Source organism: Bacillus sp. AY18-3 (assembly GCF_008042305.1).
Taxonomy (GTDB): Bacteria; Bacillota; Bacilli; order Bacillales; family Bacillaceae_G; genus Bacillus_A; species Bacillus_A wiedmannii.
In genome coordinates this window covers 1-26,016 of record NZ_QKQR01000024.1, presented here as the reverse complement: position 1 = coordinate 26,016, position 26,016 = coordinate 1, and the positions used below count along the sequence as shown (strand labels likewise).

Sequence of the window (26,016 nt, the reverse complement as noted above, 5' to 3'; positions counted from 1 at the left end):
TCACATGTTTAGAAAAAGAGTGACACAAATATTTCTTTTCCTTTTAGCGAATTGTGTCAAATGAGCAATCTGCTGTTTTGGATGTTCCTGCACACACTACTGAACAGAGTATCCACATATAGATATAGCATCGCTTTGCAGAAAGTAATCGTTAAGAGTTACATATCCGAAATCTTCAGCGCTGAATCAGCGTGACATTATCATCAATTCATTTATTTAAGGAGGAAGCTGAAAATGAAGAAGTGGTGTTTTTTATTGTTATTTTTATTTTTCTTAGGTTTTGCTTTCATGAATAAAGCACTGTTTTTTCAGAATAAAGTAGAGGTTCAAAAATATGATCAAAATCACAAAGATAACATAGATAATACAGGAACTACCTCAATTATTCAAAAGAAAGAGATTGTAAAAGAACAGATATATCAAGGTAATCTGCTCTTAATTAACAGTAAATATCCAATTCGCCAAGAGAGTGTGAAATCAGATATCGTAAATTTATCTAAACATAATGAATTGATAAATGGATACGGGTTGCTTAATACGAATATTTATTTATCAAAAGAAATAGCAAAAAAATTTTCAGAGATGATTAATAATGCTGTAATGGAAGGTGTTAATCAATTTTTTATTAATAGTGGTTATCGTGACTTTGATGAGCAAAGTGGACTTTACCATGAGATGGGGGCTGATTATGCCTTACCAGCAGGTTATAGTGAACATAATTCAGGTTTATCACTTGATGTAGGATCAGGCTTAACGAAAATGGACCGAGCACCTGAAGGAAAGTGGATAGAAAAAAATGCTTGGAAATACGGCTTTATCTTACGCTATCCCTCGGATAAAACGGATGTTACAGGAATCCAATATGAACCTTGGCATATTCGCTATGTCGGTTTGCCTCACAGTACGATTATGCAAAAAATGAATTTAGCCTTGGAAGAATACCTGATTATTTAAAAGAAGAAGAGAGCATTTCAGCAAGTATTGATGGGGAAAAATATAAGATTTCATATTATCCTTTTTTCAAAACAAGACAATTGACGTTGAAATACTAGCGAATGAATTTTGTGAAATATCTGGAAATAATATGGATGGGGTGATTGTGACCACCCGTTCTTGAATTATATTCTAAAATGACAAAGTTATAGATTAAAATGTAAAGTTAGGAGATTCTATATGTATTCAGGAATTTTGATTAATTATTTATATATTTATCTTTTTACTATTATTTTTTGTATAGTGTTTCAAATTGGATTTTATTTTAAAACGAAAAAAAATATATCTATTCAGCATATTCTATGGGTGTATGTTTTTCTATTCTACCTTTCACTAGTGTATAAGGTGACGCAGATAGGGACTATATGGGACATAGGGAGATACGAAACATTAATTCGCGCAAATCAAATTAACTTGATTCCATTTGCTTCTGAAGGTATGACTACTTATGTCTTAAACATTTTACTGTTTATGCCATTAGGTTTTTTATTGCCGACTATTTGGCCGCAGTTTAGAACAATAAAAAATACCGCCTATGCTGGATTCGGTTTTTCATTAGCTATTGAGTTAGGTCAATTGCTAGATAATAGAATTACAGATATTGATGATTTATCTATGAACACTCTGGGAGCAATTATTGGGTATTTATTATATAGAGTATTATTCAAAATGATATATAAAAGAGATGAAAAAAAGATTGATAATAATATTTCTCTAGTAATAAAATACGAGGCTATTTTTTATTTAGTTTGCTCATTTGTAGGTATGATGTTAATCTATTATCCAGTTTTATTTAGACGGCCTCTAATCCTTCAATAAGGTGATTAAGATACTGTCAGATAATGTGAATATAACAAATTGATTCTTAAATAATAGGATATTACATATACCCATTTATATTAAATTCTCATAGAAATCTTTCAAAACTATTCTTACTGAAGGTTGAGTGATTATTGAATTGATTTCTATTGCTCCCGTTTTATATCAAAGTACCAGCCTTTAATTAACAATTATATCCATTGCGAAAAAATAAGATAGGCTGTAATATTTACCAGTATTTAAATGTCGAAAATTGTTTAAAGCATTTCAACCAATATTTAAGAGGAGCATACAATGAATAAACTAAAAAGGTTACTGAAACGTAAAACGACTTGGATAATTCTTATCTTTTTCGTATTTGTTTATGTAAATAACAGTTCTTTTTTTGCTAAGAGGGACGATGGAACTCCTCTTCTTCTTGCTCACCGAGGACTTTCGCAAACATTTAGCATGGAAGAGATTGAAAGTGATACATGTACAGCAGAACGTATAAATAAACCTGAACACTCTTATTTAGAAAATACAATTCCATCTATGGAAGCTGCATTTAAAGCTGGAGCTGATCTAGTAGAGTTTGATGTTCAACCAACTAAAGATAATAATTTTGTTATTTTTCATGATTGGACGCTTGATTGCCGTACTAATGGTAAAGGTGTTACAAGAGATTTTACAACAAAAGAATTACAAGCATTTGATATTGGTTACGGTTATACAGCTGATGGGGGTAAAACATTCCCATTTCGTGGCAAAGGGATTAATCTTATGCCAACACTTGATGAAGTACTTACCCATTTTCCAGATCGTTCTTTTCTTATTCATATTAAAAGCGATGATGAAAATGAAGGAATCCAATTGGCTACTCACCTTAAGAAATTACCAGCGAAACGCCTTGATCAACTAACTGTATATGGTGGCGATAAACCAATTGCTGCGATAAAAGAGCGCATCCCTAGTTTACGAACAATGTCAAAAGCGACCATGAAAAAAGATCTTATTACTTATATGGCATTAGGATGGACTGGCTACATACCTTCAAGCCTGAAGCATGGAGAATTACATATACCAGACAAAGTAGCTCCTTGGCTTTGGGGATGGCCAAATCGTTTTCTTAATCGAATGGATAAAGCAGATACTCGAGTTATCATTGTAGGAGGAAATGGGTTTGGGTTTTCAAGTGGATTTGACTCATCTGAAGATATAAAACGCCTTCCTGACGATTATACAGGTGGAATTTGGACAAATCGCATTGATAAAATAGCACCTGTATTTAAGAAATAAGGGGGATAATATAACAGTCGAAGTTTTTTCATCTGTTTAACCATTTATATTTTAAAAGAAGACTTATTAATAATTTTAAAGGTTTATATACCGATAAATACCCCTGATTTCCTATGAATAATGGAAATCAGGGGTATTTTTTGAATGAATGGAACTTATTTTATTTATATTCAAACAGAAGTACGACAATGATTAAATAATTACTCGCAAGATGTAAAAAATGAGCTGAATCCTCATAAATAACTAACTGTAGAAAAGTAAATTTTTTGTTTGGGGGTACTTTTAAATCTTAGGTTGATGGGCATGTGAAGGTACCCCTATAAGGAATTTATATCTTAATAGTTTTTATAAATAAATAATATGCAATTATTCATGTTTATACAAAAAGTTCGAAAATAATTGTATATTAAATTTTGCAATTATATCTTTTAAATTACTCATATTGAAGGGGGAAAACGAATGAAAAAAACAGTTATTACATTGCTTGCTGCGGGAACAATGTTAGGTGCTCCTTTTTCAACTGCGTTTGCAGAAGAACAAGTCTCTCAACAAGAAGCAATGGATAAAATGGAGGTACTACAAAAAAATTGGAATGAGGAACAGGGAAGTCCATCATTTCTTTCAGGTGATTTATCTGATAAAAAGGTAGAGACTCAAAAAGCGGTAAAAGAGTTTCTTGAAGAAAATAAAGAATTATTTAAAATAAATCCACAAAAAGATTTAACACTTAAAGAAGTGAAATCAGATGATTTAGGTATGAAACATTATGTTTATACACGATCTATAAATAAAATACCTGTTGACGGTGCACAATTTATTGTACATACAGATAAAGAGGGGAAAGTAACAACGGTCAATGGAGATGTCCATCCAGCTGCAGAGGAGAGTTTAAAGGGGAATACAAAAGCAAAGATTACAAAGGAAACAGCACTTTCAAATGCTTGGAAACATATTAAACTTACAAAAATTGATACGCTAGTAAAAATGGACGGGAATGCATTAGATCAGATAAAAGAAAACTTAGAGTCTACTAATGAAACAGGAGATTTAGTTGTATATGAAAAAGATGGAACATACTATTTAACGTTTAAAGTGAAACTACAATTTATTAAACCTTATGGTGCTAACTGGCACATCTATGTTAATGCGGAAGATGGAACAATTGTAGATTCATATAATGCAGTTACAGATGCAGATAGTGCTCATAAAGGCTACGGATATGGGGTATTAGGTGATAAAAAAGAATTGAATACAACTTTTAGTAGTGTAAAGGGAAAATACTACTTAAAAGACATAACAAAACCTATGAATGGTGGCTACATTGAAACATTTACAGTTAATCATAGTGATGAAGATTATCCAATAAATTATCGTCTATTTGATGAGGATAATGCTTGGACAAATAAAGATCAAGGGCCAGCAGTTGATGCCCATTATCATGCAGGAAAAGTCTATGATTATTATAAAAACGTTCATAATCGTAACAGTATTGATGGAAAAGGTAAAACAATTCGCTCGGCTGTAAATTATGGAGTTAACGTAAATAACGCATTTTGGAATGGCCAGCAAATGATATACGGGGATGGAGATGGTCGCAGATTTATTCCGCTTTCTGGTTCTCTTGATGTTGTGGCACATGAATTAACTCATGCTGTTACAGAGTATTCTGCTGATCTTCGTTACGTAAATCAATCAGGTGCATTAAATGAATCTTTCTCTGATGTTTTTGGCTATTTTGTTGATCCTACCAATTGGGATGTAGGAGATGCTGTATTTACACCTGGTGTTTCTGGGGACGCACTGCGAAGCTTATCAAATCCTGAGAAATATGGACAGCCTGCTCATATGAGAAACTATCAATATCTTCCAGAAACTGAAGAAGGAGATAATGGTGGAGTGCATATAAATAGCGGTATTCCGAATAAGGCTGCATATCTGACAATTAATTCTATTGGTAAAGAAAAGGCAGAAAAAATCTATTATCGTGCGTTAACAACATATTTGACTCCAACTAGCGACTTTAAACAAGCTCGTACTGCTTTATTACAATCTGCGGCTGATTATGATGGTTATGATAGTGTAACGTATAAAGCTATAGAAAATGCTTGGAATCAGGTCGGTGTAAAATAATTTAATTTAGTTATTATAGGCTAAGAATTATAGCAATTAAAACTAAAAAAAGAAAAGAACACACTTGTATAATGCAAAAAGGTGTGTTCTTTTTCGTTGTTTTTTGTATTGTTTAAGAACTAGAGTCCAAATTTGGTTATTTTTAAAATTAATCAATACAGTAATACTTATGCATTTATTATATTTAAAAGAGCTATTTCATTGAAAATAATAGATAATTCTACTTTACTAATAAGGTTTACTTCTCCTTTTTCAACATCAGCATATATTATCTTCGGTAACCTCAATAATTTCACTCAATTGAATATGAGTCGGAGCTAATTTCCATGTAATTAGTAATTTTTTCACATGAATACCTAGCGCGTTATAAAAACCTCCCGTATTTAACTAACAATTCCTCTATCTGATTAAATAAAAGTAAGATTGAATAAAGGCTAAGATTGAAAAATATAAAAGATGGAAGTAGCATAGGGGATTTACGCATAAAGTAAAATTGATGGTAAAGTTAACAAAATTTTCATTTAAGTCAGATAAAAAGGTGGTGTTTTTAACTTATAATAATGTTAATACAATGAAAATACGGCTGCGAATTAGTTGTTTTAAAAATCAAATTTAGATGGGAAGAGGATAATGAAGACCAGAGATAGTTATAAAATTATTGTAATTGGTGCTGGGACGGCAGGAATATCTTCTACTGCACATTTGTTACGAAATGTACCCCTATTGAAAGAAGATATAGCAATTATTGATCCATCAAAAAAACATTATTTCCAACCACTATGGAGTTTAGTGGGGGGAGGAATTGTTTCAAAGGAAAGTACGATGCGTGATCAAGAAGTGCTTATTCCAAAAGGTGCAACGTGGATTCCTAAAAGTGTCGTTAAGTTGTTTCCGGAAGAAAATAAGCTACTTTTAGATGATGGACTGCTGCTTGAGTATGAAATTCTTATTGTAGCAGCCGGTATACAAATAAATTGGGATGGTATTAAAGGCTTGAAGGAGTCTATTGGGACTAATGGGGTTTGTAGCAATTACTCTTATAAATATGTTGATTCTACTTGGAGAGAAATTGAAAAATTTAAAGGAGGAAATGCAGTTTTTACCCACCCAAACACTCCTATTAAATGCGGTGGTGCTCCACAAAAGATTATGTATTTAGCAGAAGAGTATTTTTCTACTAGCGGTGTAAGAAACAAAAGTGAAGTAATGTTTTATACGGCGAACGCTAATATATTTCAGGTTCCACGTTATGCTAATACATTAGAACAAGTACTAGAAAGAAAGCAAATTATAACGAATTATAATAAAAACTTAGTAGAAATTATTGCCGAAAAAAGAGAAGCAATTTTTGAAGATACGCAAACACTGAAAAGAGAAACTGTACCATACAGTATGATCCATGTTGTTCCACCAATGGGGCCACCTAATTTTATTAAAGAGAGTGAGATAAGTGATTCTCAGGGGTGGGTAGATATAAGCCCTTATACTTTGCAGCATGTACAGTATAAGAATATTTTCGGACTTGGAGATTGTACCAATTTACCCACCTCTAAAACTGGAGCGGCAATTCGAAAACAAATACCTGTCTTAAAACAAAATATTATGGACGTACTTAACGGAAGAGACTTGCATGCTAAATATGATGGATATACATCCTGTCCGATTGTTACAGGTTATAAAAGTCTTATACTCGCTGAATTTAACTATGAACATGAGCCTCAAGAAACATTTCCGTTTAATCAAGCGAAAGAACGATATAGTATGTTTTTACTTAAAAGATATATGTTGCCCTATATGTATTGGAATTTTATGTTGAAAGGGATGCTATAGGAGAAGATAGAAAGCAGTTATACAAATTGAAAAGTAATTTGAAATAACTATTTGGAGGGAATAGCTATGCTTTTAAAATATTTTTATGATGAAAAATTAGCACATGCTTCCTATTTGGTCGGTTGTCAGAAGGAAGGCGTAGCAATTGTAATTGATCCAGGTCGCTATATAGAACAATATATAGAATTTGCTAAGAAAGAGGGAATGGAAGTAATTGCTGCGGCTGAAACTCACATTCATGCAGATTTTCTTTCTGGGTCTAGAGAACTTTCTAATCTTTATCATGCAAAGTTATATGTATCTGATGAAGGAAATTGTGATTGGAAATATCAATATCTTAACGAAGGTCGATACAAATTGGTTAGAGAGGGCACAGAGTTTAAAATAGGTCATATAAAATTTAATGTAATTCACACCCCAGGGCATACGCCTGAAAGTATTTCTTTTTTAGTAACTGATACAAGTCAAAATAATTATACGAATGATAAGCCAATGGGAATACTCACAGGTGATTTTATATTTGTAGGAGATATAGGAAGACCGGATTTATTAGAAACTGCTGTAGGTATGAAAAATACTGCAAAAATAGGAGCGAAACAATTATTTAATTCTATACAAAAAATAAAAATACTCCCTGATTATTTGCAAATATGGCCATCACATGGTGCAGGAAGCGCATGTGGAAAAGCATTAGGAGCAATTCCAACTTCTACATTAGGTTATGAAAAGATGTTCAATTGGGCATTTCAGTGTAATGAAGAAAGTGATTTTGTATCGACTTTATTGAGGGGACAGCCAGAGCCTCCAAAGTATTTTTCATTAATGAAGAATTTAAATAAGTCTGGTCCTCCAATTCGTAAGAAGAGAGAAGTTATTGCTATTGATACAGTAGAAAAACTTCAAGAAGTTATGACAAGCGTTCAGCAAATAGTTGATATAAGGGATGTAGAGAGTTTTGCTTCTGGTCACATCGAGAAATCAATTAACATACCTTATAACAATTCCTTTACAACTTGGTGTGGATGGTTACTAGATTATAAAACAGAAACTTTAATCATTCTAGATGAGGAACAGGTTAGAGTGGAGGAAGTTATTAGAGACTTTGAATCTATTGGGCTAGATAATATTATTGCTTTTGTACCTGTAAAGGTAATACAAAGATTTAATAGATTAGAAAGTTACAAAGAAGACACATCAATCGAATTATATCCGCATATAAAAGGTGGAAGTGTTAAGGTAATCGACGTGCGTAGTAAAAAAGAGTGGGAAGAAGGACATCTTCATGATGCAATACATATCCCTTTAGGAAATTTATTTAAGCAGCTAGATTGTATACCAAAAGATTGCCCAATAGTTTTACAATGTCGAACCGGATTGCGTTCCGCTATAGCAGCTAGTATTTTACAAAGAGCAGGTATAAAGGAAGTAGTGAATTTAAAGGGAGGATTTCTTGCATGGAAAAAAGAAGAGCTTCCTTATATAACATGTAATCGCAATGTGTAGGGAAATAATTTTTATTAATTTATCCGATAAGGAAAATTGCGGATTACATAGGAGTATATCTATATATAGGAGCAATACAGTTAGATAGTGTATTAAAATAGGAGAAATAGATGATTTATTCTATAGACCTGAATTTATTCAGAATTATGCAGATGAGCAAATAGATATAGTTTTATCAGGACACGCTCATGGTGGACAATTTAGGTTACCATTTATCAGCAAATTAGTGGCTCCAAATCAAGGTGTTTTACCTAAATATACAACCAGTTTATATGAAAAACAAAATACGTCTATGGTAGTAAGTAGAGGATTAGGCAATAGTATCATTCCGCAAAGAATTTTTAATAGGCCAGAACTTGTAGTCGTACAGTTAAATTGAACTGTACGATTTTTTTTACAGAAAAAATAGGCCATATGCATTTTATACAAGTTAACATTACAGTTTTGTTAAAAATTTTCTACGTTACATAAAGTAACAAAATTTGACCCGGAGAGTTTGTTATAGTGTAAATAATCAAAAAATTTAAAAATTAGTCGAGTGAAAAGTGTGATAAGCAATTCAGTAAAAAACTTAAAGGGGTGTACACATGCATAAAGAATATGAAATTGAAGAGTATACGGCGATTGAGGAACAAATACATTATTATTGTAAATGTTTATTAGTAAGTCATCCTGATCAAATTATAAAGTATTTAGAAAAAAGGTTAGAAAAATATGCAGAAACATTACAATATGCACATTTATATCCTGATACAGTTATTTTACCGTTACAGCAATTAGTTATCGAATATTCTTTAGATGTTGCTAGAATTAGAAAATATATGAATTTAAAAACGTAAAATGAAATATATAATTTAAATGAAACAGAGTCGACTTTAAGAAATGAAATTCTAATGTCGACTCTGTTTCATTGTTTAAGATTGAAAATACATACTAATCAATGAAGATTGACATATAATTACGCAAGAGTAAAATGAAAGTGAGTACTCACTCATTTTGAAAAGGGGGAAGAATACATGCAGCAACCTGCCATTATTTTACGAACCGTGTCAAAAAGTTTTTGGAAAAAAGAAGTTTTACACAATCTTTCATTGCAAGTTGAAAAAGCAGAGATATTTGGTTTAGTTGGGCCTTCAGGTTCAGGGAAAACGACTCTTATTAAATTGATTGCAGGTATTAATGAGGCAACGAAAGGTGAAGTGCTTGTATACAACACGAACATGCCTAATTTAAATGAAATGAAAAGAATTGGTTATATGGCTCAGGCTGATGCATTATATGAAGAACTATCAGCATATGAAAATGCAGATTTTATTGCAACGATGTATGGATTAAAAGGAAAACATAAAAAAGAAAGAATCGAAGAGGTTTTTGACCTTGTACAATTATCAAAACATATAAGACAGCAAGTGCAGCATTTTTCAGGTGGGATGAAGAAGCGTTTATCATTAGCGATAGCACTCCTTCATGAACCTGAAATATTAATTTTAGATGAGCCAACAGTGGGGATAGATCCACTTCTTAGAAAAACAATCTGGGAAAAATTTTATGATTTGAAAAAGAAAGGCACAACTATTATTGTAACGACGCACATTATGGATGAAGCTGAGTTTTGTGAGCGTTTAGGGTTGATTAGAGAAGGAAAGCTAGTTGCGACTGGAACACCTGAAGAATTGAAAAAACGGGTATCATCAGGACGGATTGAAGATGTCTTTTTGTTGGAAGAGGTGGCCCTATCATGAGAGTTACTGGTGTAATCATTCGTATTATTCGCCAATTTTTTCGAGATAAACGTTCGTTAGCGATGATGTTTGGGGCACCAATGTTATTACTTTGGTTATTGTCTCTAGTATTTACACAAAAAGACTATGTACCGCATATTGCTGTAGTTGATGTGCCTGCTCCTATTGTAAAAACAATGAAAACTCAAGAAGCCTCAATTTATGAAGACGGCAAAGAGAAAGCAATTTCAGAGTTAGAACAGCAAAAGGTAGATGCAGTAATTTATTTAGAGAATGGGAAAATGAATCTTTTATTAGAAGGAAGTGATTCATCAAAAAATCGTGCTGTACTTCAAGTTTTACAAAAGAGTTCAGAAAAGAATGATGTATCAGTTATGAAGCCTGAAGTAAATTACTTACATGGCTCTAAAGACTTTACAATGTTTGATGGGCTTGGCCCCGTATTGATTGGTTTCTTTACATTTTTCTTTGTATTTATATTATCTGGAGTTTCCTTTGTTAGAGAACGTTTAAGTGGTACATTAGAGAGGTTATTGTCCACTCCAGTGAGAAGATGGGAAATAGTTGTAGGATATATTATTGGTTTTGGAATCTTTGCATTTATACAATCAATTATAATCGTGAATTTTTCAGTTTATATTTTAGACTTGTATGTAGCTGGCTCCATATGGCTAACGCTACTTATTACATGTATGCTTTCTTTAACAGCACTAACTTTAGGGACATTTTTATCAGCATACGCAAATAATGAATTTCAAATGATTCAATTTATACCGCTTGTCATTGTGCCACAAATTTTCTTTTCTGGGTTGTTTCCAATTGAATCTATGAATAAGTGGCTACAAATGTTAGGGAAATTATTTCCGCTCACATATGGAGCTGACGCAATGAGACAAGTGATGATTCGAAATCAAGGATTTACAGAGATTGCGTTAGATCTAACTGTATTACTACTTTTTTCTCTATTATTTGCAATAGGGAATGTATTTGCATTAAAGAAACATCGGAAAATATAATGATGATACAAAGGGGCATTATAGATGAAGAAGGATTGGTTGGATGAATTAATTGCCGCAACTAATACGGATAAACGAAATGAACGTCAAATGCGTATTTTAGAGGCAGCTGTTGATATGTTTGGAGAAAAAGGATATGCATCAACTTCTACAAGTGAAATTGCAAAGCGTGCTGGTGTAGCGGAAGGAACAATCTTCCGCTACTATAAAACGAAAAAAGATTTATTGTTAGCGGTCGTCATGCCGACATTAACAAAGTTTGCTGCACCATTTTTTGTACAAGCCTTTGCAAAGGAAATATTTAAATCGAAGTATGAATCATATGAGGGACTTTTACGAGTTGTCATTCATAATAGATTTGAATTTGCTCAAAAGCACTTTCCTATGATTAAAATATTAATTCAAGAAGTACCATTTCAACCAGAGCTAAAAAATGAAATACAACAATTAGTAGAAACGGAACTGTTTTCACATTTCAAAAAGTTGATTGTGAAGTTTCAAGATAAAGGAGAAATTATTGAGATACCACCATCTTCTGTATTACGTCTTACTTTATCAGCTGTATTAGGTTTACTATTAACACGATTTTTATTATTGCCTGAAGAAAAATGGGATGATGAAGTGGAAATTGAAAATACGATTCAATTTATATTGTATGGATTAACGCCACGAATCTAACTATAACAGCATTTCAGGGGTTTGATTTTTGGTATTTAAATAAATGTAATTTAATAGGTTTAATCATAAGTAAAAATATGTTGATGTGTGAATTACATATACTATTTTTAAGCAAATAATAAATCGCCTTTAAAAAGGCGATTTATATTCATTATACAATTTTGATAAATAAGTACTTGTTTATGAAAAACATTCTAGATTAACGTACTTCTTTGTCTCTTCTTCTAAGACCTAATAATCCTGCTAGACCTAATAAACCCAGCCAAGCCCAATTATTATTTCTATCATGATTATTATTTAAATCATTTGTCGTATTTACATTTCGAGTTCTTACATCATTATTAACTCTGTTCAAGTTATTATCATTAACTCGAGTTGACATATCAGTGTTATTAACTCTATTCATATGATTTCCATCGTATTCAGCTTGGGCAGATGTGCCTAAAAACATAATAGATAGTGCTAAAACACTTAAAATAGATGATAATTTTTTCTTCATAAATTTCCCCTCCTTTCTTATGTATTAATTTCTCCATTGCTTTTGTACATTATTCGTATCACAGTATCTAAATCATAAAGTTAAAATTATTAGAACTATCTTTAATCTCCATTATTAAAAGGACAGGTAAATACAACGAAGCGGTTAACAAAAGTTAACCGCTTATGCCATGTTATGCTTGATCAGATTGAAGAACATGTAAAGGAGGAGGAATAATCCAGCCTTTTTTCTTATTTAACCGTAGTAAGGTAGCACCTGCTTGTGCCTTTTTCATATGGAATTGTCCAAACATCATTCCTACGTCTTCTCGAAGTGATTGTCCCATCGCTTGGCTACATGCTACTAGTCCAGCAGCAAGATCCATAGAAACTTTAGCTGCAATTTCTGCGTCATTAATACGAGCACCAGGAGGGATTGTTTCAATAGATGCAACTGGACGCTCTGGAGGTGCTGGTGGTAATGCCACACCGTTTGATTTTAACAAGTTTTTTAGTTCTTCAACTTCTGATTGGATATCATTTTCTATAAGATTTTCTAAAAACTTTTTTAAGTCCTCGTCTCCAGAATGATTGACAAGAACTTGGTAACCAGCAATGGCACCTTGTGCCCCTGCAAGATAACTCCAAATTGCAAAGACTTCTCCGTAATGCATTGGTTCATTTTGGGGATTACCACTTAATACTCCCATTTTAATATGCCTCCTTAAAATAAATGGATTTTTTGAAATATTTTTTACCAAAGAAAAAATGCTTCTGAAAATGTTCCGCAATAAAGAAAGTAGGTTTCTAAAATTCATTTGGAACACCCTAACTACAAGTAATACTTTCTCAGTCTATAATGTACAAATATAAAGAATATATTCCAAATAACTTGGGATTAAAATTCGTATTAAGACTTATTTTAATTTAAATGTAAAGAGGAGAGGAAAGAATCTGTAACTATGCTAGTAAAGATGGATTGTGTTTAGACAAAAATGTATTAACAAGTTTGTACAAGAACTTGTTAATACATATACGAAATAGATTTGAATTGCAGTTGATATAGCATTAAATTTATAGTTATTATAAAAATAATCAATATAAACAGACTTTGCTTAAGATACTAATATCAGTACAATTTAGATTGTATGGATTGATACCATGGAGGTAATGAAATGCGGCAATTTGCAAAACCAACAATAGTTGTAAGTAAATGTTTAGAATTTGATGCCTGTCGTTATAATGCAGAGATGATACCAGATGTAACAATACGAAATTTGCAGCCATTTGTTACATTTATACCTGTTTGTCCAGAAGTCGAGATCGGATTGGGGACTCCTCGTGAAACGATACGAATTGTAGAAGAAAATGGTGTGAATAGGCTTGTACAGCCGTCGACACGAGAAGATGTAACTGAAAAAATGGAGCAATTTTCATATGTCTTTTTACAAACGATATCTGATGTGGATGGTTTTATTTTAAAGAATCGTTCGCCGAGTTGTGGTACGCGTGATGTGAAAATTTATTCTGGTTTTGAAAAAGCACCAGCAAAAGGAAAGGGATCTGGCTTATTTGGCGGAGCAGTAATAAAAAATTTTTCGCATCTTCCAATTGAAGAAGAGGGTAGATTGTCGAATTTTATTATTAGAGAACATTTCTTTACAAGGCTGTTTACAATCGCGCATTACAAAATGATTAAACATACTAAAAACATAAAAGAACTCGTATCATTTCAATCAGACTATAAGTATTTATTTATGGCATATAATCAGGTAAAACAAAAGGAATTGGGGCGTATTATTGCAAACCAAAAAAATGAAACGATTGAAGTGGTATTTGAAAACTATGAGAAGACTTTATATGAATTATTTATGCGCACACCCCGCTATACATCGAATGTAAATGTATGTGAGCATATTTTTGGATATTTTAAAACTAAGCTGAAAAAACAAGAAAAAGATCATTTTTTAGATTTGATACAAAAGTATATAGAAAAGAAAGTCCCGCTTAGTAGCTTACTTGCAATTTTAAAATCATGGGCCATTCGATTTGACGAAAAGTATTTATTAAGACAAACATATTTTGAACCTTACCCTGAAGCTTTAGTAGAAATTTCTGATTCGGGAAAAGGTAGAGATTATTAAACAATAAATTACATAATTCGACAAGAAAACTCCTATGTTGTTGTAGAACAATGTAGGAATTTTTTTGTGCATTAGTACAGAATCTGTTTTAAAATTAAGTTATGACAGAATTATAGCAATTATCTAACTAATATTCGTGTCTTTTAATTCGTAATGTTTGTAGTAGAAACTCGCACGCTGTCGAAACTCAATATTCGATAAGGGGTGTGTAGCGGAATGGAATTTACTCTAACTCGCGAAAAACAAATGATTAAAGAAATGGTACGTGACTTTGCTGAAAAGGAAATCGCACCGAAAGCTGTATATTATGACAAAACTGCGGAATTTCCATATGAAACATTTCAAAAAATGGGCGAACTAGGATTATTAGGAATCCCATTCCCTGAAGAGTATGGAGGTTCAGGTGGCGATACTGTATCGTACGCGTTAGCAGTTGAAGAAATTGGTCGTGCTTGTGGTGGGACAGGATTAAGTTACGCTGCAACAATTTCATTAGGTGCTTCTCCAATTTATTATTTCGGTACAGAAGAACAAAAACAGAAATATTTAATTCCAATGGCATCAGGTAAAACTTTAGGTGCTTTCGGATTAACTGAGCCGAACGCTGGATCTGATGCAGGTGGTACACAAACGAAAGCTGTATTAGATGGAGACGAGTATGTTATTAGTGGTGAAAAGTGTTGGATTACAAATGCAGAGTATGCAAATACAATTATTGTAACCGCTATCAACGGTGTTGAAGATAATGGTAGAAAGCGTATTTCGGCATTTATCGTACCGACTACAAGTGAAGGATTAACGATTTCAAGTCCTTACGATAAGATGGGTGTTCGTGCTTCTAATACATGTGAAATCGTACTTGATGGTGTACGTGTACCGAAAGAAAATATTCTTGGTGATGTAAATAAAGGATTTAAACAATTCTTATATACACTTGATGGAGGACGTATTTCAATCGCAGCATTAGCAGTAGGTATTGCACAATCTGCATTTGAACGTGCGCTGCAATATGCGAAAGAACGTCAACAATTTGGAAAGTCAATCTCTAATTTCCAAGCGATTCAATTTAAATTAGCTGATATGGCGACTGAAGTAGAACTTGCACGTAATTTAGTACATAAAGCAGCTTGGTTAAAAGATAATGATAAACCTTTCGGTAAAGAAGCGGCTATGGCGAAGTTATTTGCATCTGAGGCTGCTAGTCGTATTGCAAATCAAGCGGTACAAATTCACGGTGGATACGGCTATATGCGTGAATATGAAGTGGAACGACATATTCGTGATGCAAAACTATTAGAAATTGGTGAAGGAACTTCTGAAATTCAACGTCTCGTAATTGCAAGACATTTAGGATGTAGATAAAAAGGAGGAATCACTATGTTTCAAAAAATATTAATTGCTAATCGCGGGGAAATCGCAGTTCGTATTATGAAAACTTGTCAAAAACTTGGCATTCGCACTGTTGCTATTTATTCTGAGGCTGATGAAAATGCCCTACATGTAAAAATGGCAAATGAAGCTTACTTAGTAGGTGGACCGCGTGTCCAAGAAAGCTATTTAAACCTTGAAAAAATTATTGAAATAGCTAAGAAGACAAATGCTGAAGCAATCCATCCGGGATATGGATTATTATCAGAGAATCCATCTTTTCCGGTTCGCTGTAGAGAAGAAGGAATTGTATTTATCGGTCCATCTGAAGAAATTATTACGAAGATGGGAAGTAAAATCGAATCTCGTATTGCAATGCAAACTGCAGATGTCCCAGTAGTTCCAGGTATTACTACAAATATTGAAACTGCTGAAGAAGCAATTGAAATTGCAAAACAAATTGGTTATCCACTAATGCTGAAGGCATCCGCAGGTGGCGGAGGCATTGGAATGCAGTTGATGGAAACTGAGCAAACGCTCACCAAAGCATTTGAAAGTAACAAAACAAGAGCACAAAACTTCTTCGGTAACGGAGAAATGTATTTAGAGCGCTATATTGCAGATGCACACCATATTGAAATTCAGCTTTTAGCAGATACACATGGTAACACAGTGTATTTATGGGAGCGTGAATGTTCCGTGCAGCGCCGAAATCAAAAAGTAATTGAAGAAGCACCTTCACCATTTTTAGATGAAGGTACGCGAAAAGCGATGGGGGAAGTTGCTGTACAAGCTGCCAAAGCTCTAGGCTATACAAATGCAGGTACAGTTGAGTTTCTTGTAGATGATCAGAAGAACTTTTATTTCTTAGAGATGAATACGAGATTACAAGTAGAGCATCCAGTTACAGAAGAAATTACAGGTTTAGATCTTGTAGAACAACAACTTCTAATTGCATACGGTGAGAAACTATCATTTACACAAGATGATGTAAAACGTAGTGGTCATGCCATTGAGGCACGTATTTATGCAGAGGATCCGAAAACTTTCTTCCCATCACCTGGAAAGATTACAGATTTAACGCTTCCATCAAATGTACGTATTGATCACTTTTTGGAGAATCAAGTCACGATTACACCTTTCTACGATCCAATGATTGCGAAAGTCATTGCTCATGGTGAAACTCGTGAAGAAGCAATTTCAAAATTACATGATGCTTTAGAAGAATTAAAAGTAGAAGGTATTAAAACGAACACGCCAATGTTACTTCAAGTATTGGAAGACGATGTGTTCAAAAGTGGTATTTATACAACAGGTTTTGTAACGAAACAACTTGTTAAAAAATAAGATTTAACAATATTAAGGGGGAAAAAATGATGACGAAGGTATATGCATCGATGGCAGGAAATGTATGGAAGATTGTTGTAGGAGTAGGAGATACAGTAGAGGAAGAGCAGGATGTCGTCATTTTGGAATCTATGAAAATGGAAATTCCAATCATTTCAGAAGAAGCTGGCACAGTTATGAAAATTAATGTGCAAGAAGGCGATTTTGTAAATGAAGGAGATGTATTACTAGAAATTGAATAGGGAGATATAGGGGGAAGCGAATTGAAACTACCTAATTTTGCTGTCATTAAAGAAGTCGGGCCACGTGATGGCTTACAAAATGAAAAAAAGATTGTTGGCACAAAAGATAAAGTAAAATGGATTCAACTACTTACACAGGCGGGATTATCGTACGTTGAAGTTTCCTCATTCGTTCACCCTAAATGGGTCCCTGCATTAGCAGATGCAAATGATGTGTTTTCTGAGCTGAAAAGGGATCCCAATGTTACTTATGCAGCGCTTGTTCCAAATCAAAATGGTTTGGAACGAGCTTTTTTGCAAAATGTAGATGAGGTGAATGTTTTTTTATCAGTAAGTGAATCTCATAATAAAAGTAATATTAATAAATCAATTAAAGAAGCATTAGTTGTAATTGAAGATATAACAAAACAGGCATTATTCGAAGGGAAAAAGGTAAGAGGCTATGTTTCTACTGTATTTGGATGTCCTTATGAAGGGGATATAAGTGCCACAGCAGTTGACGAATTATGTAATCAACTATTTTCATACGGCATTTATGAAGTATCTCTTGGTGACACGATTGGTGTAGCGAATCCACTACAAGTAGAGCGAGTATTAGAGCATTTATTAAAGAAATATGATGCTTCGCAGTTTGCAATGCACTTCCATAATACGTATGGAATGGCTCTGGCGAATGTAGTTAAGTCATTAGAATATGGTATTACAACATTTGATAGTTCTTGTGGTGGTCTTGGTGGATGTCCATATGCACCAGGAGCATCAGGCAATGTTGCAACCGACGACTTAGTTCATATGCTCCATAAGTTAGGGGTCCAAACGAATATTGATGAAGAGAAGTTATTGAAAGCGAGTCAATTCATTCAAAGTAAATTAAATATCCAATTACCGAGTCATGTGTATAGAGCGCTTCAACATAAAACGATAAGTAGGTGAGAAGATGCTACAACTACAAAACATTTCAGTTAATTATGTAACACCTCACGTTGTAAAGATTTCGTTATATCGTGAAAGACAAGCAAACTCATTATCTTTAGCGTTATTAGAAGAGTTACAAAACATATTAACTCAAATAAGTGAAGAGTCCAATACTCGTGTAGTTATTTTAACAGGTGCTGGTGAAAAAGCGTTTTGTGCTGGTGCTGATTTAAAAGAACGTGCTGGTATGAATGAGGAACGAGTTCGCCATGCTGTTAGTATGATTCGCACTACTATGGAGATGGTTGAACAATTACCACAGCCAGTTATTGCTGCCATAAACGGAATCGCCCTTGGTGGCGGTACGGAATTAAGTTTAGCTTGTGATTTTAGAATTGCGGCTGAATCTGCAAGTCTTGGTCTTACTGAAACTACACTTGCAATTATACCAGGAGCAGGTGGTACGCAGCGTTTACCAAGATTAATTGGTGTTGGTAGAGCGAAAGAATTAATTTATACAGGCAGACGTATTTCAGCGCAAGAAGCAAAAGAATATGGTTTAGTAGAATTTGTTGTACCAGCTCATTTACTTGAAGAGAAAGCGATTGAAATAGCAGAGAAAATTGCTAGTAATGGTCCTATTGCTGTTCGATTAGCAAAAGAAGCAATTTCAAACGGTATTCAAGTTGATTTACATACCGGATTACAAATGGAAAAACAAGCGTATGAAGGTGTAATCCATACGAAAGATAGATTAGAAGGATTACAAGCATTCAAGGAAAAACGCACACCAATGTATAAGGGGGAGTAAATATGTTAGACCAAAAACAACAATCGAATACATTTGAAGAACGAGTTGAAGCGATTAAACAAGGCGGCGCACCAAAGTATCATGAACAAAACAAAGCAAAAGGAAAACTATTCGTTCGAGATCGCTTAGCTCTTTTATTTGATAATGGTGAATATGTAGAAGATGCATTATTTGCAAATTGTGAACAAACAGGATTACCTGCTGATGGTGTTATAACGGCAACGGGTAAAATACATGGTCGTACTGCATGCGTAATGGCAAATGATTCAACGGTAAAGGCTGGATCATGGGGCGCACGTACAGTTGAAAAGATTTTACGTATTCAAGAAACGGCAGAAAAATTACGTGTTCCGTTATTTTATTTAGTTGACTCTGCTGGAGCGCGTATTACAGATCAAGTAGAAATGTTCCCAGGGCGCCGCGGTGCAGGAAGAATCTTCTACAATCAAGTGAAATTATCAGGTAAAGTTCCTCAAGTATGCTTATTATTTGGACCTTCGGCAGCTGGTGGCGCATATATTCCAGCCTTTTGTGACATTGTTATGATGGTAGAAGGAAATGCATCTATGTACTTAGGTTCTCCTCGTATGGCGGAGATGGTTATCGGCGAGAAGGTAACTTTAGAGGAGATGGGTGGAGCTCGTATGCATTGCTCTGTATCAGGATGCGGAGATGTTTTATGTAAAACAGAAGAAGACGCGATTACACAAGCAAGACAATACATTTCATATTTTCCAAACAACTACTTAGAGAAGACTCCATTGGTTACACCTCAAGAACCGAAACAATTCGAAAAAACGTTAGAACAAATCATTCCAGAAAATCAAAATGCTCCTTTCAATATGAAAGATCTCATTAATAGAGTTATTGATGCAGGTTCTTTCTATGAAGTGAAAAAATTATTTGCTCAAGAACTAATTACAGGCTTGGCACGTATTGATGGTAAGCCAGTTGGTATTATTGCAAATCAACCGCGTATGAAAGGCGGCGTATTATTCCACGATTCAGCGGATAAAGCAGCGAAGTTTATTAATTTATGTGATGCATATCATATTCCATTGTTATTCCTTGCAGATGTACCTGGATTTATGATTGGTACAAAAGTAGAGCGTGCTGGTATTATTCGTCATGGTGCAAAGATGATTTCTGCAATGAGTGAAGCAACTGTACCGAAAATTTCTATCGTTGTTCGTAAAGCATACGGTGCTGGTTTATATGCAATGGCAGGTCCAGCCTTTGAACCAGATTGCTGCCTAGCATTACCGACAGCTTCTATTGCAGTAATGGGTCCAGAAGCGGCAGTCAATGCTGTATATGCAAATAAGATTGCAGCTTTACCAGAAGAAGAGCGTGATAGCTTCATTGCTGAAAAACGCGAAGAGTATAAGAAAGATATTGATATTTACCATTTGGCATCAGAGATGGTTATTGATGGTATTGTTCATCCAAACAATTTAAGAGAAGAGTTAAAAGGACGATTCGAAATGTATATGAGTAAATATCAAGTATTTACAGATCGTAAACATCCTGTTTATCCAGTTTAAAGCCCTATTTAGGGCTTTCTTGCTCAAAAAGTCAAGGAGGGGAAAACATTGAAACAAGCAGTTTGGTTTCCAACAGAAGAATATAAAGAAAAAACGCGTTTATATGGTTGGATGAAATCATTGGGCTATGAAGATTATGAAACGTTTTATAATAAATCTATTGAAGAAACAGCATGGTTTTGGGGAGAAGCTGAGAAAGCGGTTGGCTATCAATGGATGAAGCCTTATACAGAAGTGCTAGATTTAGAAAATGGTACACCGTTTGCACAGTGGTATAATGGTGGAACATGTAACGTTGTAGAATCAGTTTTATCACGCTGGCTTGCGGATGATGAAACAAGAATGCAAACAGCACTACAGTACGAGGGAGAAAATGGAACTTCAAAATCATTTACATATGAAGATCTTGACAACTGGGTAAGTCGCGTTGCAAACGGTTTGAAACATGCGGGTATTGAAAAAGGTGACCGTGTAACAATTTATATGCCGATGATTCCAGAAACAGTTGTTGCAATGCTAGCTGTTATGAAAATCGGAGCAATTATTTCACCAATATTCTCAGGATTTGCGTCTGATGCAGTCATGACTCGTGTACAAGCGGCAGGATCAAAAATGATTATTACTGCAGATGGTTTTTCACGCCGGGGTAAAGTTGTTTCATTAAAAGACGAAGTAGATAAAGTTTGCGAACATTGTCCAACTGTTGAAAAAGTTGTTATTGTTCGTCATGCAGGAAATGATTTTACACCACATAATTATGATTTCCCATGGAGTGCGCTAGAAAAAGAAAAACCATTTACACATGCTGAAGAGATGAATAGTGATGATCCGTTAATGCTCATTTATACATCAGGTACAACTGGGAAACCGAAAGGAACAGTACATACACATGCTGGTTTCCCTTTGAAATCTGCATTTGATGCAGGATTTGGAATGAACATCAAACAAGGTGACCGCGTATTATGGGTAACTGATATGGGCTGGATGATGGGACCGTTTTTATTATTTGGCTCTCTCATTAATGGAGCAACGATGGTTATGTACGAAGGTGTTCCAGATTTCCCAGAAGCAGATCGTTTATGGGAGACTGTTGATAAATATGAAATTACACATCTCGGTATATCACCAACATTAATTCGTGCGTTAATGGCAAAGGGTGATGAGTATGTAAATAAACATTCGCTCAAGAGTTTAGAAGTATTCGCATCAACAGGTGAACCTTGGAATCCAGATCCTTGGATGTGGCTATTTGAAACAGTTGGAAAAAATAATGTACCAATTTGTAACTATTCAGGCGGAACTGAAATTTCTGGTGGGATTTTCGGAAACGTCCTTATTAAACCAATTGCACCGATTAGTTTTAACGCATCTTTACCAGGAATGGCAGCGGTTGTGCTCGATGATCAAGGCAATCCAATTCGTGATGAAGTTGGAGAATTATGTTTAGAGAAACCTTGGGTTGGTATGACGAAAAGTTTCTGGGAAGACGATGAGCGTTATGTGAACACGTATTGGTCACGTTTTGAAAACAAATGGGTTCATGGTGACTGGGTGATTTATGATGGTGAGCAATATATTATTACAGGACGCTCAGATGATACGTTAAACATTGCTGGAAAACGTATTGGACCTGCAGAATATGAATCTATTCTTGTGAAGCATAATGATGTCATAGAAGCTGCCGCGATTGGTGTACTTGATGATGTAAAAGGTGAAGTTTGTCATTGTTTTGTAGTATTAAGGGACAATGTAACATTCACAGGAGAGTTAAAGAAAGAATTAATGAGTTTAGTAAACTCTCATATCGGAAAAGCATTGTGTCCAAAAGATATTCACGTTGTAGAAGATTTACCAAAAACACGTAATTCTAAAGTAATGCGACGCGTCATTAAAGCTGCTTACTTAGGAAAAGAATTAGGGGATTTATCATCACTTGTAAATCCTGAAGTAGTTCCGTTTATTCAGGGGTTACAGTCTAGTAAACTATAAAATTACGAATGAGCTCTATGTAAATAGAGCTCATTTTTAATGTTTACAAAAAGATAAGAGAGAAAAAGTAAATTTGAAGTTAAAAAATCTACTATTAGTGTTAAGTATATCTGTTTGTTTTTAGTTTTTATCAAAATAGGATACTATGGCTGTCTATTCAATGGAGTGATTGAATTTTGTTAAGAATGAAAATTTAGTGAAGAAAAAAGTAAGAAATAAAAGGAGAAATCCCTGGGGGACAGGGATTCAATAAGGGAGATATCGTTGTCGTTCAATGTCGAAATTTGGCGTATCCGACAAATTAATATTATCACGAATTTTCAGGAGATTGCGATAGTGGATGTGTCAAAAATGTGTACGTGTTTCATATAAAAGTGTTATTTAAATAGGAAAAGGGAAAAGAATTAAGCTCACTGGTTCTTAAGATTTTTTCCCTTTTAAATTTACTGTTTGTTCGTTGTTCTATATACATCTGAAATTGGTAAATCTTCGCCATGTAAAGCTTGAGTACTGTCCTTTTTGTTTGAATCATGTGCCTCCTGAGATGTTTCTTGCATTTGCTCTTGGGCTTTACTAGGAGTATTCAGCGCATCTGATGACACATAATCAAGTTGTTGACTTAATAGATTTTTCTTATCCATGTTATGTAGCTCCTTTTTGAACTTAGATATAAAAACGATGTCTTTTTAAATAGTTACGTGGGTATTATGTATCTTTGAATGGAATTATATACACAAACTATATTGAGAATTTAACTAATAATAAAAAGCACTTGTGATGACAAGCTGAAGAAATATAAAGATCATTAGTCCTTAATAAAAGCGTTATTTTAGTAGGGTGTAGATTAAATAGGACCTGTTGTACGGAACAAGTCCTTTCAAAAAGGACAACAGATAATGACTGGGGGTTACTTGAACATTTCTATTAGTGGTAACTAGATCCCATTCGTTGGATGCTACGAAATTTCATTTGAAAGGAACATCCCAATGATAAGATGAGAACTGTAAATCTGTGCTCATCTTATCAGAAATTGCTTAGTCCTTAAAAATAAAACCGTTACGGACAATTCACAATGGTAATAGTGACGTTTGCCATTGTTCCAGGAGAATCAAGAAGTGAAGCAGTAACGGTTACTGTTCTAGGCCTATTAGCGGCTAGAAATACAGCGGTAAAGTTACCTGAAGCATTGGTAATGACAGCAAGAGGAACTATGAAAGCAAGAGAAGGGTTACTAAATGAAAAAACTGACTACTACTCCTGGAGTAGGACTACCGTTTACTAATACTTGACCCGAAAAAAATAAAGTATTATTTCCTTGAGTGGATACACATGCTGTGGTTTCGTTAGAAGTCAAGGTAATAGATGCAGGCCCAGCGGGAAGATTAAATCCAGTTGGGCCAGTAGAACTGGTTAATCCAGTAGGACCGGTAGGGAATTGAAAGGTTGGAACAGGTGGAAGTGTAGGTCCAATAGAACCCGGATTAAGTGCAGCAAAAGATAAAAACTCGTCCATTATATATTACCTCTAAAAATCGTATTACTAATAGTAAATGTAATGATAGAGCAATGTGAAATGGACAAGCGATTGTATTTTAATAAATTAAACAAAATAGTTATTTGATAGAAAAAGAAATTAGTATGTTTATTTTAGAAATTAAATATAAAAAGGCGATTATCGTCAAATCGCCTTTTTGGGTAATGCAGTGTAATTTTATTCAGTTATTTGAAATATAGTTTCATTCGGTTTGGAAAATCCATACAGTTTCCTTGCGAATTTTAAAACTTCTTCTTCACTACCTGTTAAAACTTTAACATCATTTTTAAGGGTATGACCATCCTTCTTTAAAGAAGATAATTTTTGTTGCCCCGTATTAACCGTGATTTGTTTTTCTTTAATCATTTCTTGCTGGTTATTAAGAGAATATTGAAGGACAAAAATTATAGGTAATATAAAAGCTAAAGTAGTTATAATACGGCGTCTTGTTTTTTTATTATTACCTTGTTTGGTGTTAGCGTTCACTTGCTGTGAGGGTATCTTAGGATTTGATTGTTGTGATGATATTTTTGGGATGTTTCCCATTAAAATGCCTCCATTACTGATTGTAGAATTTAAACTGTTTAAAAGTATTATAAATGTTCAATGGGAATTTTAGAAGATAGTTTAATATAAGTGAGTTTTGTAAGGTTTAAACAAAATCCTTATTTAAATAAAAGGAACCCCGATTGTCTGCGGGGCTCCTAAGGGTAATCGTCAAGTAATGACGTACTCGACTAGTTAACGATATCATGAATTTTTTGGTAAATATACTGGTAAATGCGTCCAAATTAATGAGAGCATTATTTGAAACAAAAACGCTATTTTAATAGGGAGGGGAATAATGATGATTCCATGGGACAAGCGAGTATACATTGTATCAAGGTGATTATTTTATTACAGAGGGGACAATTTTAAAGGTTAGTGAAAAGGCGAATAAATCATTATATTGGCTTTGGTGCATGTTAGCTCCAAGCTATGAAAAAGTGTGCGGTAATAGTACAAAGCGACTTCGGGTGATTCGGATAGATGATGATGAAGAATGATATGAAAATTTCATTTTGTAGAGAAATGAGGTGATTAAGGATGGGCATAGAGTATGCCATGTTTGTATTAAAAAAGAGCAGAATTTAGCCTATATATAAAGATGTTGGAATTGTTCTAAAGGGGGAAATATCTGAAATATAAATAATTGAGGGGAGTGAACTAATAATGGAAACTAGTACTTTTTTAGGATTGTTTTGGGGATGGATAACGGTTATCGTATCGGGAATACTTTTCGTACGTCCATCGGTACTACGTGAATTGAAAAAATTAGTGGTTGAAGACAGAGGATTTGGTATTATGTATGGTTTTCTATCGATTTTCCTAGGGTTAGGTAGTGTAATCCTACATAATGTATGGGTATTCAACTGGCAGGGGTTCCTAACGGTTATTGCATGGCTTGCATTATTAAAGGGAATCTACATAATTGCATATCCTGAACCCTCCAAGAAAACAGACTTTGAATTAAGGGTACTATCTACACGTATAGCGCTCGCTATCATTGGCGCCTTGGCTTTATGGATGCTTATAGTAATCTATATAAAATAATCCTTTTCTAATAAGAACTATATTAAAATAAATCTCTACGTGTTAATATACAAAAAGCTGACT

Annotated in this window: 23 protein-coding genes and 3 pseudogenes; 21 read left to right on the top strand and 5 right to left on the bottom strand. The window is 34.1% G+C overall.

Features of this window, described 5'->3' with window-relative positions:
• Window positions 1–234: 234 nt before the first annotated feature.
• The 11 genes and pseudogenes from vanY (at window position 235) to DM800_RS19860 (ending at window position 11,989) form a co-directional block, all read left to right on the top strand.
• A pseudogene (gene vanY, locus DM800_RS19910) lies at window positions 235–1,117 on the top strand (VanY-A/VanY-F/VanY-M family D-Ala-D-Ala carboxypeptidase).
• A gap of 56 nt (window positions 1,118–1,173) precedes the next feature.
• Window positions 1,174–1,812 (top strand): VanZ family protein, encoded by a 639-nt coding sequence (locus DM800_RS19905; RefSeq protein ID WP_147787427.1) that lies wholly within the window; start codon window positions 1,174–1,176, stop codon window positions 1,810–1,812.
• Between the two features lie 294 nt (window positions 1,813–2,106).
• Complete coding sequence (locus tag DM800_RS19900) at window positions 2,107–3,090, top strand: glycerophosphodiester phosphodiesterase family protein (RefSeq protein WP_147787426.1); 984 nt, start codon at window positions 2,107–2,109, stop codon at window positions 3,088–3,090.
• Between the two features lie 459 nt (window positions 3,091–3,549).
• Window positions 3,550–5,220, top strand: a complete 1,671-nt coding sequence (locus tag DM800_RS19895; RefSeq protein WP_147787425.1) for a M4 family metallopeptidase — start codon at window positions 3,550–3,552, stop codon at window positions 5,218–5,220.
• A gap of 630 nt (window positions 5,221–5,850) precedes the next feature.
• On the top strand, window positions 5,851–7,050 hold the full coding sequence (locus DM800_RS19890; RefSeq protein ID WP_147787424.1) for an FAD/NAD(P)-binding oxidoreductase: 1,200 nt from the start codon (window positions 5,851–5,853) through the stop codon (window positions 7,048–7,050).
• Window positions 7,051–7,116: 66 nt separating this feature from the next.
• Complete coding sequence (locus DM800_RS19885; RefSeq protein WP_147787423.1) at window positions 7,117–8,553, top strand: MBL fold metallo-hydrolase; 1,437 nt, start codon at window positions 7,117–7,119, stop codon at window positions 8,551–8,553.
• Window positions 8,554–8,668: 115 nt separating this feature from the next.
• Window positions 8,669–8,932: pseudogene (locus DM800_RS19880) on the top strand (metallophosphoesterase); the annotation flags it as partial.
• A 208-nt stretch (window positions 8,933–9,140) separates the two neighbouring features.
• Entirely contained in the window at window positions 9,141–9,392 is a 252-nt protein-coding gene (locus tag DM800_RS19875) for a hypothetical protein (RefSeq protein WP_000548621.1), read from the top strand.
• Between the two features lie 177 nt (window positions 9,393–9,569).
• The gene (locus DM800_RS19870; protein ID WP_048546950.1) at window positions 9,570–10,295 is read left to right on the top strand and encodes an ABC transporter ATP-binding protein; all 726 of its coding nucleotides are present in this window, start codon (window positions 9,570–9,572) and stop codon (window positions 10,293–10,295) included.
• Complete coding sequence (locus tag DM800_RS19865; RefSeq protein WP_147787422.1) at window positions 10,292–11,311, top strand: ABC transporter permease; 1,020 nt, start codon at window positions 10,292–10,294, stop codon at window positions 11,309–11,311. Before DM800_RS19870 ends, DM800_RS19865 begins: the two co-directional genes overlap by 4 nt.
• Before the next feature lie 24 nt (window positions 11,312–11,335).
• Complete coding sequence (locus tag DM800_RS19860; protein ID WP_060488911.1) at window positions 11,336–11,989, top strand: TetR/AcrR family transcriptional regulator; 654 nt, start codon at window positions 11,336–11,338, stop codon at window positions 11,987–11,989.
• A 199-nt stretch (window positions 11,990–12,188) separates the two neighbouring features.
• On the opposite strand, the gene DM800_RS19855 is transcribed toward DM800_RS19860, so the two are convergent.
• Both DM800_RS19855 and DM800_RS19850 read right to left on the bottom strand, forming a co-directional pair.
• On the bottom strand, window positions 12,189–12,488 hold the full coding sequence (locus DM800_RS19855) for a WGxxGxxG family protein (RefSeq protein WP_060488913.1): 300 nt from the start codon (window positions 12,486–12,488) through the stop codon (window positions 12,189–12,191).
• Window positions 12,489–12,660: 172 nt separating this feature from the next.
• Window positions 12,661–13,176 carry a DUF3231 family protein gene (locus tag DM800_RS19850; protein ID WP_087986148.1) on the bottom strand — a complete coding sequence of 172 codons (516 nt, stop codon included), beginning with the start codon at window positions 13,174–13,176 and terminating at the stop codon, window positions 12,661–12,663.
• Window positions 13,177–13,641: 465 nt separating this feature from the next.
• Between DM800_RS19850 and DM800_RS19845 the strand changes: the two genes are divergently transcribed.
• The 8 genes from DM800_RS19845 to DM800_RS19810 all read left to right on the top strand — a co-directional run bounded on the left by DM800_RS19845 (window position 13,642) and on the right by DM800_RS19810 (window position 22,826).
• Window positions 13,642–14,610, top strand: coding sequence for a YbgA family protein (locus tag DM800_RS19845; protein WP_087986147.1), 969 nt, complete (start codon window positions 13,642–13,644; stop codon window positions 14,608–14,610).
• 216 nt (window positions 14,611–14,826) lie between these two features.
• Window positions 14,827–15,972 (top strand): acyl-CoA dehydrogenase, encoded by a 1,146-nt coding sequence (locus DM800_RS19840; protein WP_000397260.1) that lies wholly within the window; start codon window positions 14,827–14,829, stop codon window positions 15,970–15,972.
• Between the two features lie 15 nt (window positions 15,973–15,987).
• The gene (locus DM800_RS19835) at window positions 15,988–17,325 is read left to right on the top strand and encodes an acetyl-CoA carboxylase biotin carboxylase subunit (RefSeq protein ID WP_147787421.1); all 1,338 of its coding nucleotides are present in this window, start codon (window positions 15,988–15,990) and stop codon (window positions 17,323–17,325) included.
• 26 nt (window positions 17,326–17,351) lie between these two features.
• Window positions 17,352–17,567 (top strand): acetyl-CoA carboxylase biotin carboxyl carrier protein subunit, encoded by a 216-nt coding sequence (locus DM800_RS19830; protein WP_001987345.1) that lies wholly within the window; start codon window positions 17,352–17,354, stop codon window positions 17,565–17,567.
• A 21-nt stretch (window positions 17,568–17,588) separates the two neighbouring features.
• A complete protein-coding gene (mvaB, locus tag DM800_RS19825; protein ID WP_147787420.1) occupies window positions 17,589–18,500 on the top strand; it encodes a hydroxymethylglutaryl-CoA lyase in 912 nt (303 codons plus the stop codon).
• Between the two features lie 4 nt (window positions 18,501–18,504).
• Complete coding sequence (locus DM800_RS19820; RefSeq protein ID WP_147787419.1) at window positions 18,505–19,293, top strand: enoyl-CoA hydratase; 789 nt, start codon at window positions 18,505–18,507, stop codon at window positions 19,291–19,293.
• Between the two features lie 2 nt (window positions 19,294–19,295).
• The gene (locus DM800_RS19815) at window positions 19,296–20,837 is read left to right on the top strand and encodes an acyl-CoA carboxylase subunit beta (protein ID WP_088122161.1); all 1,542 of its coding nucleotides are present in this window, start codon (window positions 19,296–19,298) and stop codon (window positions 20,835–20,837) included.
• Between the two features lie 48 nt (window positions 20,838–20,885).
• Complete coding sequence (locus tag DM800_RS19810) at window positions 20,886–22,826, top strand: AMP-binding protein (RefSeq protein WP_147787418.1); 1,941 nt, start codon at window positions 20,886–20,888, stop codon at window positions 22,824–22,826.
• A 443-nt stretch (window positions 22,827–23,269) separates the two neighbouring features.
• Here DM800_RS19810 and DM800_RS19805 read toward each other — a convergent pair whose 3' ends face one another.
• From DM800_RS19805 to DM800_RS19795, 3 genes and pseudogenes are all read right to left on the bottom strand, one after another.
• Window positions 23,270–23,467 carry a hypothetical protein gene (locus DM800_RS19805; RefSeq protein WP_088084176.1) on the bottom strand — a complete coding sequence of 66 codons (198 nt, stop codon included), beginning with the start codon at window positions 23,465–23,467 and terminating at the stop codon, window positions 23,270–23,272.
• A gap of 415 nt (window positions 23,468–23,882) precedes the next feature.
• Window positions 23,883–24,339 (bottom strand): annotated as a pseudogene (locus DM800_RS29965) (exosporium leader peptide-containing protein).
• 198 nt (window positions 24,340–24,537) lie between these two features.
• Complete coding sequence (locus DM800_RS19795; RefSeq protein ID WP_098200167.1) at window positions 24,538–24,906, bottom strand: FtsB family cell division protein; 369 nt, start codon at window positions 24,904–24,906, stop codon at window positions 24,538–24,540.
• Between the two features lie 329 nt (window positions 24,907–25,235).
• Between DM800_RS19795 and DM800_RS29295 the strand changes: the two genes are divergently transcribed.
• Both DM800_RS29295 and DM800_RS19790 read left to right on the top strand, forming a co-directional pair.
• Window positions 25,236–25,406 (top strand): hypothetical protein, encoded by a 171-nt coding sequence (locus DM800_RS29295; RefSeq protein ID WP_179955694.1) that lies wholly within the window; start codon window positions 25,236–25,238, stop codon window positions 25,404–25,406.
• A gap of 166 nt (window positions 25,407–25,572) precedes the next feature.
• Window positions 25,573–25,953: a hypothetical protein gene (locus DM800_RS19790; RefSeq protein WP_002127497.1), complete on the top strand. Its 381-nt coding sequence runs from the start codon at window positions 25,573–25,575 to the stop codon at window positions 25,951–25,953.
• Window positions 25,954–26,016 lie beyond the last annotated feature (63 nt).